11 protein-coding genes are annotated in these 12,534 nt (G+C 62.5%); 4 read left to right on the top strand and 7 right to left on the bottom strand.

Going from position 1 to position 12,534, the window contains the following annotated elements; genetic code table 11:
• Positions 1-47: 47 nt before the first annotated feature.
• The 6 genes from cstA to entC form a co-directional block, all read right to left on the bottom strand.
• Positions 48-2,153 carry a pyruvate/proton symporter CstA gene (gene cstA, locus IB212_RS06085; RefSeq protein WP_017694336.1) on the bottom strand — a complete coding sequence of 702 codons (2,106 nt, stop codon included), beginning with the start codon at positions 2,151-2,153 and terminating at the stop codon, positions 48-50.
• Between the two features lie 149 nt (positions 2,154-2,302).
• Positions 2,303-2,716, bottom strand: a complete 414-nt coding sequence (entH, locus tag IB212_RS06080; protein WP_028012300.1) for a proofreading thioesterase EntH — start codon at positions 2,714-2,716, stop codon at positions 2,303-2,305.
• Positions 2,716-3,471: a 2,3-dihydro-2,3-dihydroxybenzoate dehydrogenase EntA gene (gene entA / locus IB212_RS06075; RefSeq protein ID WP_041910944.1), complete on the bottom strand. Its 756-nt coding sequence runs from the start codon at positions 3,469-3,471 to the stop codon at positions 2,716-2,718. The genes entH and entA overlap by 1 nt, the downstream gene beginning before the upstream one ends.
• Positions 3,471-4,325 carry an isochorismatase gene (locus tag IB212_RS06070; RefSeq protein WP_041910945.1) on the bottom strand — a complete coding sequence of 285 codons (855 nt, stop codon included), beginning with the start codon at positions 4,323-4,325 and terminating at the stop codon, positions 3,471-3,473. The genes entA and IB212_RS06070 overlap by 1 nt, the downstream gene beginning before the upstream one ends.
• A gap of 10 nt (positions 4,326-4,335) precedes the next feature.
• Positions 4,336-5,946, bottom strand: a complete 1,611-nt coding sequence (gene entE / locus IB212_RS06065) for a (2,3-dihydroxybenzoyl)adenylate synthase EntE (protein ID WP_041910946.1) — start codon at positions 5,944-5,946, stop codon at positions 4,336-4,338.
• 9 nt (positions 5,947-5,955) lie between these two features.
• Complete coding sequence (gene entC / locus IB212_RS06060; protein ID WP_041910947.1) at positions 5,956-7,131, bottom strand: isochorismate synthase EntC; 1,176 nt, start codon at positions 7,129-7,131, stop codon at positions 5,956-5,958.
• Positions 7,132-7,319: 188 nt separating this feature from the next.
• On the opposite strand from entC, the gene fepB reads away from it, so the two are divergent.
• On the top strand, positions 7,320-8,279 hold the full coding sequence (fepB, locus tag IB212_RS06055) for a Fe2+-enterobactin ABC transporter substrate-binding protein (protein WP_041910948.1): 960 nt from the start codon (positions 7,320-7,322) through the stop codon (positions 8,277-8,279).
• Between the two features lie 46 nt (positions 8,280-8,325).
• Here the strand turns inward: fepB and entS are convergent, their stop codons facing one another.
• A complete protein-coding gene (gene entS / locus IB212_RS06050) occupies positions 8,326-9,573 on the bottom strand; it encodes an enterobactin transporter EntS (protein ID WP_188245972.1) in 1,248 nt (415 codons plus the stop codon).
• 108 nt (positions 9,574-9,681) lie between these two features.
• Here entS and fepD point away from each other — a divergent pair, with 108 nt between their 5' ends.
• The 3 genes from fepD to fepC are packed head-to-tail and all read left to right on the top strand — an operon-like array spanning position 9,682 to position 12,466.
• Positions 9,682-10,686 (top strand): Fe(3+)-siderophore ABC transporter permease, encoded by a 1,005-nt coding sequence (fepD, locus tag IB212_RS06045; protein WP_059357481.1) that lies wholly within the window; start codon positions 9,682-9,684, stop codon positions 10,684-10,686.
• Positions 10,683-11,675, top strand: a complete 993-nt coding sequence (fepG, locus tag IB212_RS06040; protein WP_374208901.1) for an iron-enterobactin ABC transporter permease — start codon at positions 10,683-10,685, stop codon at positions 11,673-11,675. The genes fepD and fepG overlap by 4 nt, the downstream gene beginning before the upstream one ends.
• The gene (gene fepC / locus IB212_RS06035) at positions 11,672-12,466 is read left to right on the top strand and encodes an iron-enterobactin ABC transporter ATP-binding protein (RefSeq protein ID WP_163333351.1); all 795 of its coding nucleotides are present in this window, start codon (positions 11,672-11,674) and stop codon (positions 12,464-12,466) included. Before fepG ends, fepC begins: the two co-directional genes overlap by 4 nt.
• Positions 12,467-12,534: the final 68 nt, after the last annotated feature.

The following is a 12,534-nucleotide window of genomic DNA, read 5'->3' as shown; positions in this document are numbered from 1 at the left end:
ACTGGAAATGTAGGCCGGGTAAGCGCTAGCGCCACCCGGCACACAGGTTAATGCGCCCCTTTCGCCTGGGTCACAATCTCGTCCAGGTTTTCAGGCATCGGCTCGTACGGCGTCTCTTTCGCCGTCGGCGTGTCGACCTTCAGCGCCGCCAGCGCGGTTTTCAGAGAATACAACGCCAGCACCACAACCACCACCATAAAGAAGATGGTCAGTCCGGCATCCAGACGGTTGTTGAACACCAACTGAGACAACTGCGATTCGGTGTACTGCGCCGGGATCTTGCCGCTGTCGATCATCGCCTGGAACTTGTTGGCGATCGCCAGGAAGCCCACCTTATTGTCCGGGCTGAAGGCTTTTTGCCAGCCCGCCGTCAGGGTACAGATTAGCAGCCAGGCGGTTGGCACCAGCGCCACCCACGCGTAACGCTGGCGCTTCATCTTGAAGAGCACCACCGCGCAGAGCATCAGCGCCATGCCCGCCAGCATCTGGTTGGCGATACCGAACAGCGGCCACAAGGTGTTGATCCCGCCCAGCGGATCGACCACGCCCTGATGCAGGAAGTAGCCCCACGCCAGCACGCATAGCGCCGTCGCCAGCAGGTTAGCCGGGAGCGAATCGGTCCGCTTCAGGTTCGGGGAGATCACCCCCAGCAGATCCTGCAGCATAAAGCGCGCCGCACGGGTTCCCGCATCCACCGCCGTCAAAATAAACAGCGCCTCGAACAGGATGGCGAAGTGATACCAGAACGACACGTCCATCAGCCCGCCCAGCGCGCCGTGGAGAATGTAGGCCATGCCCACCGCCAGCGTCGGCGCCCCGCCCGCGCGGGAGATAATTGACTGCTCGCCCACCTCATTAGCGATATGCGTCAGCGTTTCCGGGGTAATGGCAAAACCCCAGCCGCTCACCACCTGCGCGGCGGACGCTACCACGTCAACGGTGCCAGCCGGGGCCAGTACCGCCATCGGGCTGTTCATCGCAAAGTAAACGCCCGGGTCGATAATGCAGGCGGAGACCAGCGCCATAATCGCCACGAAGGACTCCATCAGCATGCCGCCGTAGCCAATCAGGCAGGCCTGATTCTCGTTGGCCAGCATCTTCGGCGTGGTCCCGGAGGCAATCAGCGCGTGGAAGCCCGACACCGCACCGCAGGCGATGGTAATAAACAGGAACGGGAACAGGTTACCAGTCCAGACCGGGCCGGTACCGTCGATGAATTTGGTCAGCGCAGGCATGGTCAGCGTTGGGCGCATAATCAGAATGCCGATGGCCAGCCCGACGATGGTGCCGATTTTCAGGAAGGTTGAGAGATAATCGCGCGGGGCCAGCAGGAGCCACACCGGCAGCACCGCCGCCACAAAGCCGTAGCCCACCAGCATCCAGGTCAGCTGCACGCCGGTAAAGTCGAAGAATGGTGCCCAGGTCGGGCTTTCCGCCACCCAGCCGCCGGAGATAATCGCGAACACCAGAAACACCAGGCCAATCACCGACACTTCACCGATGCGCCCCGGGCGCAGGTAGCGAATGTAAATCCCCATAAACAGCGCCAGCGGAATGGTAAAGGCAACGGTATACGTCCCCCACGGGCTGTGGGTCAGCGCTTTCACCACGATCATCGCAAGCACCGCGAGGATGATCACCATGATCATAAAGGTCGCCACCAGCGCAATCACCCCGGCGGTTGCCCCCATCTCCTCTTTCACCAGCTCACCCAGAGAACGGCCGTCGCGACGGGTGGAGACGAACAGCACCATAAAGTCCTGCACCGCGCCTGCCAGCACCACCCCCGCGAGGATCCAGATCATCCCCGGCAGGTAGCCCATCTGCGCCGCCAGCACCGGCCCCACCAGCGGGCCTGCACCGGCAATCGCCGCGAAATGGTGACCGAACAGCACTTTTTTGTCGGTCGGCACGTAGTCCAGCCCGTCGTTGTGGCGCACGGCAGGCGTCATGCGTGTGCCGTCTACGCCCAGTACCGTCTTTGCGATATAGCGGCCATAAAAACGGTACGCAATGAGATAAATGCAGACGGAGGCGACGACGATCCAGAGCGCATTGATCTGCTCCCCCCGGTTGAGGGCGATATAGCCCAGGGCAAAGGCTCCCACAACGGAGAGCACCGCCCACGTAAGGTATTTCCCTGAGTTGTTCATAGTTGTTGTCCGTTGTTGTGAAACAGTGAGATGTTACATTTTGTTTCTAGAACAACGGATAAAATTTAACAACTTTGAAACGCAATAATGCGTGGTCAAACCAGAGATTTACACCACAGTGTTAAGCCGATCACTTTCAGCTGAATGGCCTACCCCAGCACCATCGTGCTCAACCGACAGGTACAGCACCGCCGCCCCTGCTCGTCGAATACCACGATCTCCCAGCTCTGGCTCGAACGCCCCAGATGCAGCGGCTGACACACGCCGCGCACCTTACCGTGAGAGACCGCGCGGTGGTGCGTGGCGTTCAGCTCAGTGCCGACCACGCTCTGCCCGTCGCGGGTCATCAGAAAACCGGCCATTGAGCCCAGCGTTTCCGCCAGCGCCGCCGAGGCGCCGCCGTGCAGCAGGCCAAACGGCTGATGGGTACGGGCATCCACCGGCATCTCCGCTTCCAGCGTGTCGTCCCCGAGGCGGGTATAGACGATGCCCAGATGCGCCACCAGGGTGTTCACGCTGGTGGCGTTCAATTCTTCAAGCGATAAATGACGTTTCCAGATCATTACGCCCCCAGCGTGGAGCCGCCGTCCACCACGATATCCTGCAGGGTAATATGGCTGGCGGCATCGGACGCAAGGAACAGCACGGTGGCGGCAATTTCCCGCGGACGGGCAATTTTGCCGAGCGGAATGCCGAGCTTGAACTGCTCGCCAAAGCCGCGAATGCGCTGCTGCTCCGCATCGTCGCTTTTCCACAGGGTGCGCTGCATGTCGGTGTCCGTTGAGCCCGGCGACACCAGGTTACAGCGCACGCCGCTGCCCGCCAGCTCCAGCCCGACGGTCAGCGCCAGGCTTTTCAGCGCCGCCTTCGACGCGCCGTAGGCGCTCATCCCGATGCGCGGGGTATGCGCCGCGTCGGAAGCTACGGTCACTATCGCCCCGCCCTGCTGACGGCGGAACTGGCCCATCGTCTGCTGGAACAGGTTGAACGCGCCGCCGACGTTAACCGTAAAGGTTTGCTGCCAGTCCTCCTGCGAAAGCTCGTCCGTCGCGCCCATGCGCAGAATGCCCGCCGCGTTAACCAGCACGTCGAGGCGCTCAAGGGTGCCGAGTAAACGCCCGCAGACGTCGCCCACCTGCGCCGCGTCCGCCACGTCCAGCGTTTCGGTGGCAAACGGATAATCGTCCTGCGGGAAGGCCAGATCGAACCCGGTCACCCGCGCGCCCGCCTCCACAAAGGCCAGCGCGGTCGCATAGCCAATACCTTTACCCGCGCCCGTTACCCAAACCGTTTTACCGGTAAAATCGAGCTCCGCCATCACTTCACCTCACGGGAGAGCAGCGCCCACCAGGCGTCAAGGGTCGGATTTTTCGCCAGCATCACGAAGTCGATGTCGCCGTGCACCTTCCGCCAGCGGGCGGCCAGCGCCATCATGCGCACCGAGTCCAGACCGTAGTCGATCAGGTTTTCGTCATCCATCGGCTCGTCGGACTCGTCCAGCAGCGGCAGGATCAGCGCGCGCAGCGCGGCTTTCGTTGCCGGAACGGACGGCAGCAGCTCATCGGTCATCACCACGCGGCCAGAACGTCCTGCCACGTATTTCAGCGACATCAGGTGCTCGTCGCGGGTGAAGTCCGCCAGCGCATCTGCGATAAAGAACGGCTTGATGTCGCGCATAAAGGCATCTGTGGCGGTGGTCATGCAGCCGATATGGGCATAAACGCCGGTAATCAGCAGCTGGTTTCGGCCCGTCTCTTTCAGCATCTGCTCCAGCGGCGAGCGGTGAAACGCGCTGTAGCGCCACTTCACCAACACGGTGTCCGCTTCGTCCGGTGCCAGTTCAGCCACGATACGCTGCTGCTCCGGCGAGCGGGTCAGGCCCGGCCCCCACATGTCGTTCAGCAGGGCGCGGTCTTCATCGCTCTGCTCTTTCGGCTGCGCGGTGTAGTACACCGGGATATTGTGTTCTTTGCAGTACGCGCGCAGTTTAGCGATGTTCGCCACCACCTGCTGCATCATGTCGCTATTTTCGCCCCAGAAGTTCAGGAAATACTCCTGCATATCGTGGATCAGCAGCGCGGCGCGCTCTGGCTCAAACGCCCAGTTGACCTTGTTGGTCGGCAGCTCTGCGGCGGTTGGCAGCGCGTAAGCGGTTAATTTTGGAATGGCCATACTCTGTTCCTCAGCCCCGGGCGCGTTCAGCAAGCCACAGGCGCAACTGTTTCTTATCAACTTTGCCGACCGGCGTGAGCGGAAGCGCATCTACGCTCTCCACGCGGTCCGGCAGCTTAAATTCGGCAACGCCCTGCTCGCGCAGGAAGCGACGCACCTCAACCGCGCGCAGGGGCTGTTTCACCACCAGATACGCACAGCTTTTTTCGCCCAGCAGGCTGTCCTCCATGCTCACCAGCGCGGCGTGGATCACCGCTTCGTGGCGCAGCAGCAGGTTTTCGATCTCTTCGGCGGCAATCTTTTCGCCACCGCGGTTGATCTGATCTTTCTCGCGCCCCTGCACGGTGATGTAGCCCTGCTCATCGATGGCGATCAGATCGCCGGAGCAGTAGAAACCGTTGGCATCAAAGGCGCTGGCGTTGTGCTCCGGGCTGTTGAAATAGCCGCGGAAGGTGTACGGGCCGCGCGTCATCAGGCGTCCGACTTCCCCGCGCGGGAGCGGATTGCCGTCCTCGTCCGCCACCCACACCTCGTCATCAGGGCACATTGGACGGCCCTGAGTGTTGATGATGCGTTCCGGTGCGTCGTCGAGGGCGGTGTAGTTCACCAGCCCTTCCGCCATGCCAAACACCTGTTGCAGCTGGCAGCCGATTTCCGCCGGGATACGCGCCGCGAGCGTGGCGGAGAGGCGTGCGCCGCCCACCTGGAGCAGCTTGAGGGATTTCAGCTGCGCGTTCCCCGCGCCGTCGGCAATCGCCTGCAGCCAGAGGCTCACCGCCGGAGGGACCAGCGACGTCACGTTGATCTGATGCTGCTCAATCAGCGGGAAGCAGAGCGTGGCGCTCGGATCGTTCGCCAGCACCACGCAGCCGCCCGCCGTGAACACGCCTAACGATCCCGGCGAGCTCATGGCGTAGTTATGCGCCGCGGGAAGCGCGTTCAGATAGCGGGTGTGCGCAGTGATACCGCAGATTTCGTTGCTGCGGCGGATGCTGTAGTCGTAGTCGTTGTGCGTACGCGGGATCAGCTTCGGCGTGCCGGTGCTGCCGCCGGAGAGCTGGAAGAACGCCACCTCGTCTGCGGGCGTCGGGTTCGGGATGAAGTTGTCCGCCGGGCGCGCAATCGCCGCTTCCAGCGCATGTTCACCCTTATCGCCGCGCAGCAGCACGGCGCGAACCGAGCGGTGTTCATCCACAAAGGTATTGAGAAAATCATCCCCCGCGAACAGGGCATGTTGGCGATCGGCGATCAGCACGGCGGGTTTGATCTGGGCGGCGTAGGCGTTCAGCTCGCTGCGCTGATGGCTAAAGAGCGCGTTAACCGGCGCGACGCCGATCTGCAGCAGCGCGAAAAAGGTGATGTAAAACTCGGCCACGTTGCCGAGCTGCACCAGCGCGGTCTCGCCGCGGTGCAGCCCCTGCGCCTGGAGGGCAGACGCCAGATTCGTCACCGCCTGATGAAACGCGCGGTAGGTGATGTGGCGATCGCCGTCAATAATCGCGACCGCATCGCTTTGCGCATGGTCCGTCAGGATGTGGGTCAGCGGCAGATCCTGCCAGTAGCCTTTTTCACGGTAGCGGCGGGCAAAATCCTCAGGCCAGCGGGTAAAAGGGATGGTCATGGGTATTCCTTAGTGCAAACCAAACACGTTAAGCATGGTGGAGAGCTTCACACCCGTCTCGCGCCACTCGCCCACCGGGGAGGAAGCAGGCACAATGCCCGCGCCGGCAAACAGGCGAACGGTATTTTCGCGAAGACGCGCGCAGCGGATGGTCACCACCCACTCGCCGTTGCCTTCGCTGTCGCACCAGCCGACGATGCCGCCGAACAGCTCGCGGTCGAACGGCTCCAGCTCTGCAATCAGTTCTTTAGCCGCCTCATGCGGGAAGCCGCTCAGGGCCGGGGTCGGGTGCAGCAGGCAGGCCAGCGTCAGGGCGTTTTCGTTCTCGCGCGCGTCACCTTCAACCGGCGTCGCCAGATGCCACAGCGTCGGCGTGGTGATGAGCTGCGGGGAAGACGGCATGCTCAGGTGATGGCTGCGCGGTTCCAGAATGGCCTTCATCGCCTGGGTCACCAGGTCGTGTTCGTGGCGGTCCTTTTCGGAGGCCAGCAGCTTATTGCCCGCCTCGCGATCCAGCACATCGTCCGGCTGGCGGCGCGCGGAGCCTGCCAGCGGCAGCGAGCTAAAGTGCCTGCCCTCTTTGCGCAGCAGCAGTTCCGGGCTGGCGCCGAGCAGCACGCCGCCGTCTTCCAGCGGCACGTGGAAGTTGAAGCTCGCCGGGTTCTGAGCGATCAGACGCTCCATCAGCGCGCCGCTGTCCATTTTTTTGTCGGTGGCGATATCAATCAGGCGCGACAGCACTACCTTATTCACCTGCGGCGTGGCGGTGAGCGACGCGGCGCGCGCGACCATCTCTTCAAAAACGGGCTGAGCGGGGATCTCGGTGCGCTGTTCCACCTTCAGCGCCTGCGCGCCGGAGAAATAGCGTGCGGACTGCTGACGCGCGGGACGGGAAAACGTCTCCCAGCGTTGCGGAATAAACAGCGAAGACGGCTTGCGGGTATCGAACGGGATGGCCCCTACCATGACGGGATGGGCGATGCCGCTGGCTTTCGCATCCCGGAAAGCCTGGGCTAATTTCTGCTGGAACTGCCCCGCCGGATCGTCGCCGCCGACGGCAGGTTCAGAGAATCGGGCAAAACAGCCTGAGGTGGTAAAACTGCGGTAAGGCGACATAAAGAAAAAGCTGTCTGATTGCAGCGTGGTCGCGGTGTGCTGAACTTCCTCAGCCAGGGACGTGTCCATATCATCCTCCTTAAAATGATAAAAGAAGCAATAATGATTATCATTTATATTTTCGTCGGCTAACCTAATCCCACAGCGCCCCGCTGTCAACCGTCGGGCCATTAACTTCTGCGACAAACGCTTGCATCCCTTCCCGGCAACCATGAAAATGAGAAGCATTATCTTCAATAAAAACAGGATGCCGCTCTGTGAAAATCGCTGCCGTTTGCCGCAATGCCCTTCTTCTGACAGGACTTTTTGTTTTAGGACTAACCTCAGCCACCGCCGCCGACTGGCCGCGCCAGGTCAACGACAGCCGCGGCGTGCATACGCTTGAGAGCAAACCGACGCGCATAGTCTCCACCAGCGTGACCTTAACCGGCTCCCTGCTGGCGATTGACGCGCCGGTCATTGCCAGCGGCGCAACCACGCCGAACAACCGCGTGGCGGACGCGCAGGGTTTCCTGCGTCAGTGGGGGGATATTGCAAAACAGCGTAAGGTTGCACGGCTGTACATCGGCGAGCCAAGCGCCGAAGCGGTGGCCGCCCAGATGCCGGACCTGATTTTGATCAGCGCCACCGGCGGGGATTCCGCGCTGGCGCTGTACGATCAGCTCTCCGCCATCGCCCCGACGCTTATCATCAATTACGACGACAAAAGCTGGCAGGAACTGCTGACCCAGCTGGGCACGATGACCGGGCACGAGAAACAGGCCGCTGAACGCATCGCCGCGTTCGATAAACAGCTCGCGCAGGTGAAACAGCAGATGAAACTGCCGCCGCAGCCGGTGAATGCCATCGTCTACACCGCCGCCGCGCACACGGCGAACCTGTGGACGACAGAATCGGCGCAGGGCAAGCTGTTACACCAGTTGGGCTTTACGCTGGCGGCGTTACCCGATGGGCTGCACACCTCAAAAAGCCAGGGCAAGCGTCACGATATTATTCAGCTGGGTGGAGAAAATCTGGCGACGGGGCTGAACGGCGAAGGGCTGTTCGTGTTTGCCGGTGACGAGAAAGACGTGAATGCGATTTACGCCAACCCGCTGCTGGCGCACCTGACGTCGGTGAAAAACAAGCGCGTGTGGGCGTTGGGAACCGAGACGTTCCGCCTGGATTATTACAGCGCGATGTTGGTGTTAAAGAGATTGAATGCGTTGTTTAAGTAGGCATTTTCCCTCCCTCTCCCCGTGGGAGAGGGCCGGGGTGAGGGCATCAGGCCGCACCGTCGTTCAACACGACCTCCTGCCTGAATCGCCGCAATTCCACCAGCGCCACCAGTAAGATCGCGCCAACCATCGCTAACACAAACCCGCTGCTGCTCGCCGACGCCACCGGGCTCATTATCGCCCCCAGCCCGCCGAGGATCGCCGCGCCGATGGCATCGCCCGTGACGTTCTGCGCGGTCCACAGGCCGTTAATGCGCCCGAGCATGCCTTCCGGCGTCTGGGTCTGGATCAGGGTGTACTGCAACAGCGAACTGATGGCGCTCAGCCAGCCGAAGATCACCAGACACATCACTCCGAGCGCCCACACCGGCATCAGGCTGAAGAAGCCGATGGCAATAAACGAGGCCAGCGTCGCCACCAGCATAATCAAGCCCGGACGCGCGCTTTGGGCCAGGTTACCGCTGGTCAGCGCCCCGCAGGCCGCACCGAGCGGAATGGCGGCGTACAGCACGCCAATCTCTGAGGCGCTCATCTGCCACTCGCCCGCCAGCGCCGGGTAAAGCACGCGCACGGCGCTCGCCATCGTCAGCAGGCCGCCGAGCAGCGCAATGCCGCCAATCAGCGGGTTGCTGAACAGAAAACGAATCGCGGCCATCAGGGACTTCAGCGGGTGCTCGCGCGGCTGCGGCGGCGGGGGCAGGAGCGGCAGACGCAGTAACGTCAGGGTGGTGATAAAGGTGCCCGCCGCGGCAAGGCCGTAGTTCCACGCCACGCTGCCGGTAGTCAGCAGCAGGCCGCCGACCATCGGCGAAATCACCGAGCCCAGGCGAACGGTGAGCATGGTGATCGCCCCCGCCTGCATCAGGTTCTCGCGCCCCACCAGCGCGGGCGTCGCCGCCAGCAGCGCCGTCACGCCTAACGAAGCAAAAAAGCCGTCCCACAGCCCCAGCGCATAAATGGCGATCAGCGACGGTTCCGGCAGCATGGCGTTCAGACACAGCCCGATAAAGCCCACGCCGCAGGTGCCGCGCGCCAGCAGGATCAGCTTCTTACGCTCGTAGCGGTCCGCCAGCACGCCGCCGACCATCAGGCCGATAAACATCGCCCCGCCGGTTAAGGTGACGGATAACCCCACCAGCCAGCTGGAGTGCGTCATGGTCTGGATCTGTACCGGTACGGCGACGCCGAGCAGGCCGAGGGACAAAATGGAGATAAAGCGAGCGATAAAAACGGCGCGATACGCCGGGTGCGTTTTCAACAGGCTGAGGTTAAGCAGCCAGGATTTTTGATTCATGACAAAGCCTTGAGTCTATTTCTACCCATTCCATGGGCGCACATGCTAACATAGCCAAATAAGATAGATAACGATAATCACTATCATTATCAAATCATGGATGTTGCTATGTCGTTTTCCTCTTCTGCGGTGCGCGCCATTGCCGTGCCCGTATTATTGCTACTGCTAATCCTTGCGATTGCACTCAGCCTGCTGGTCGGCGCGAAGCCGCTACCCGCCTACGTTATCGTTGATGCGCTCTCCGGAACCTGTCAGAGCGCGGACTGCACCATCGTGCTCGACGCCCGCCTTCCCCGCACTCTTGCCGGACTGCTGGCCGGTGGCGCGCTCGGCCTTGCGGGTGCCCTGATGCAAACCCTTACCCGTAACCCGCTGGCGGACCCCGGCATTCTTGGCGTCAACTCCGGGGCCAGCTTTGCCATCGTGCTCGGCGCGGCGCTGTTCGGGTTGACGTCACCCTCTGAACAGTTGGCGATGGCTTTCTGCGGCGCGCTGGCCGCCTCGCTGGTGGTCGCGTTTACCGGCAGCCAGGGCGGCGGGCAACTGAGCCCGGTTCGCCTGACGCTTGCGGGCGTAGCGCTCGCGGCGGTGCTGGAAGGCATGTCCAGCGGCATCGCCCTGCTCAACCCGGACGTGTATGACCAGCTGCGCTTCTGGCAGGCCGGCTCGCTGGATATCCGCACCCTTGAAACCTTAAACGTGGTGGCAATCCCGGTCATTATCGCCGCCGTCGTGGCGCTGTGTTTAAGCCGGTCGCTGAACAGCCTGAGTCTCGGCAGCGACACCGCGACCGCCCTCGGCAACCGCGTCGCGCGCACGCAGCTGACTGGCCTGCTCGCTATCACCGTGCTAAGCGGCAGCGCAACCGCCGTGGTCGGTCCGATCGCCTTTATCGGCCTGATGATGCCGCACATGGCGCGCTGGCTGGTGGGGTCGGACCACCGCTGGTCGCTGCCGGTCACGCTGCTGGCGACCCCTGCCCTGCTGCTGTTTGCCGACGTGCTGGGCCGCCTGCTGGTGCCCGGCGAGCTGCGCGTCTCGGTGGTGAGCGCGTTTATCGGCGCGCCGGTGCTGATCTTCCTGGTACGTCGCAGACGCGGAGGTGGCGCATGATGGATCCTTCCCGTCGTTTACTCACCAGCGTCTTCCTGCTGGCTATCGCCATTACTCTGCTGGCGGTCTGGAGCCTGCAAAGCGGTGCCGTAACGCTTGATTTCGCGCAGGTCTTTCACGCCCTCACCGGCAGCGCGCCGCGTAACATCACCATGGTGGTCACCGAATGGCGACTGCCGCGCGTGGCGATGGCGATCCTGGTGGGCGCGGCGCTCGGCGTCAGCGGCGCGATTTTCCAGTCGCTGATGCGTAACCCCCTCGGCAGCCCGGACGTGATGGGCCTGAATACCGGCGCGTGGAGCGGCGTGCTGGTGGCGATGGTGCTGTTCGGGCAGCATCTGACGGCCATTACCTTTACGGCGATGGCGGGCGGCATTCTGACCTCGCTGCTTATCTGGGCCCTGGCCTGGCGCAATGGCATTGACACCTTCCGGCTGATCATTATCGGGATCGGCATCCGCGCGATGCTGATGGCCTTTAACACCTGGCTTTTGTTGCAGGCGTCACTGGAAACCGCGCTCTCCGCCGGGCTGTGGTACGCCGGCTCACTTAACGGCCTGACGTGGGGCAAAACCTGGCCCGCCGCGCCGCTGATTTTGCTGATGTTTATCGGCGCCCTGCTGCTGGTACGCCGGATGCGCCTGCTGGAGATGGGCGACGACAGCGCCTGCGCGCTGGGCGTGAGCGTTGAGCGCTCGCGCCTGATGCTGATGCTGGTGGCGGTATTGCTGACCGCTGCGTCCACCGCGATTGCCGGGCCGATCTCGTTTATTGCCCTTGTCGCGCCGCACATCGCGCGGCGTCTTAGCGGCACCGCGCGCTGGGGCTTGACCCAGGCTGCCCTGTGCGGTGCGATGCTGCTGCTGGCCGCCGATCTCTGCGCCCAGCGGCTGTTTATGCCTTATCAACTTCCGGTGGGCGTGGTGACCGTCAGCCTCGGCGGGATTTACCTCATCGTCTTGCTCGTTCAGGAGTCACGCAAGAAATGACAGATTCAACAACCCGCTTGCGCGGCGAAAACTTGACCCTCGGCTATGGCAAAAAAATCATTGCCCGTGATTTAACCGTCGCCATTCCGGACGGCCACTTCACCGCGATTATCGGTCCGAACGGCTGCGGCAAATCAACCCTGCTGCGCACCCTGAGCCGCCTGATGTCGCCGACAGAGGGCAGCGTATTCCTCGATGGAGAGCAGATCCAGCGCTTCGCCAGCAAAGAGGTGGCCAGGCGCATCGGGCTGCTGGCGCAAAACGCCACCACGCCGGGAGATATCACGGTGCAGGAGCTGGTCTCGCGCGGACGCTACCCACACCAGCCGCTGTTTACCCGCTGGCGCAAAGAGGACGACGAGGCCGTGAAGCGCGCGATGCAGGCAACGGGCATCACCGATCTGGCCCAGCAAAGCGTCGATACCCTTTCCGGCGGACAGCGCCAGCGGGCGTGGATTGCGATGGTGCTGGCGCAGGAAACGTCCATTATGCTGCTGGACGAGCCGACAACCTGGCTGGATATCAGCCATCAGATTGACCTGCTGGAGCTGCTGAGCGAGCTGAACCGCACGCAAGGGTACACCCTGGCGGCGGTGCTGCATGATTTAAATCAGGCCTGCCGCTACGCCACGCACCTGATTGCCTTACGAGACGGTGAGATTGTGGCGCAGGGCGCGCCGAAAGAGATTGTGACGCCGGATCTGATCGCGCGGATCTACGGCATGCGCTGCATGATTATTGACGATCCGGTGGCGGGTACGCCGCTGGTGGTGCCGTTAGGTCGGCGGTAATTGCCGGGTGGCGGCTACGCCTTACCCGGCCTACATTCAGCTCCCGTAGGCCCGGTAAGCACAGCGCC

This window comes from Enterobacter sp. E12 (assembly GCF_014596715.2).
In the GTDB taxonomy this organism is placed as follows: Bacteria; Pseudomonadota; Gammaproteobacteria; order Enterobacterales; family Enterobacteriaceae; genus Enterobacter; species Enterobacter bugandensis.
This window is presented reverse-complemented; position numbering and strand designations above follow the sequence as displayed.

Bases quoted from the DNA above. Each gene is read 5' to 3' on its own strand.
- cstA (WP_017694336.1), bottom strand. From the start codon at position 2,153: ATGAACAACTCAGGGAAATACCTTACGTGGGCGGTGCTCTCCGTTGTG.
- entH (WP_028012300.1), bottom strand. From the start codon at position 2,716: ATGATCTGGAAACGTCATTTATCGCTTGAAGAATTGAACGCCACCAGC.
- entA (WP_041910944.1), bottom strand. From the start codon at position 3,471: ATGGCGGAGCTCGATTTTACCGGTAAAACGGTTTGGGTAACGGGCGCG.
- IB212_RS06070 (WP_041910945.1), bottom strand. From the start codon at position 4,325: ATGGCCATTCCAAAATTAACCGCTTACGCGCTGCCAACCGCCGCAGAG.
- entE (WP_041910946.1), bottom strand. From the start codon at position 5,946: ATGACCATCCCTTTTACCCGCTGGCCTGAGGATTTTGCCCGCCGCTAC.
- entC (WP_041910947.1), bottom strand. From the start codon at position 7,131: ATGGACACGTCCCTGGCTGAGGAAGTTCAGCACACCGCGACCACGCTG.
- entS (WP_188245972.1), bottom strand. From the start codon at position 9,573: ATGAATCAAAAATCCTGGCTGCTTAACCTCAGCCTGTTGAAAACGCAC.
- fepD (WP_059357481.1), top strand. From the start codon at position 9,682: ATGTCGTTTTCCTCTTCTGCGGTGCGCGCCATTGCCGTGCCCGTATTA.
- fepG (WP_374208901.1), top strand. From the start codon at position 10,683: ATGATGGATCCTTCCCGTCGTTTACTCACCAGCGTCTTCCTGCTGGCT.
- fepC (WP_163333351.1), top strand. From the start codon at position 11,672: ATGACAGATTCAACAACCCGCTTGCGCGGCGAAAACTTGACCCTCGGC.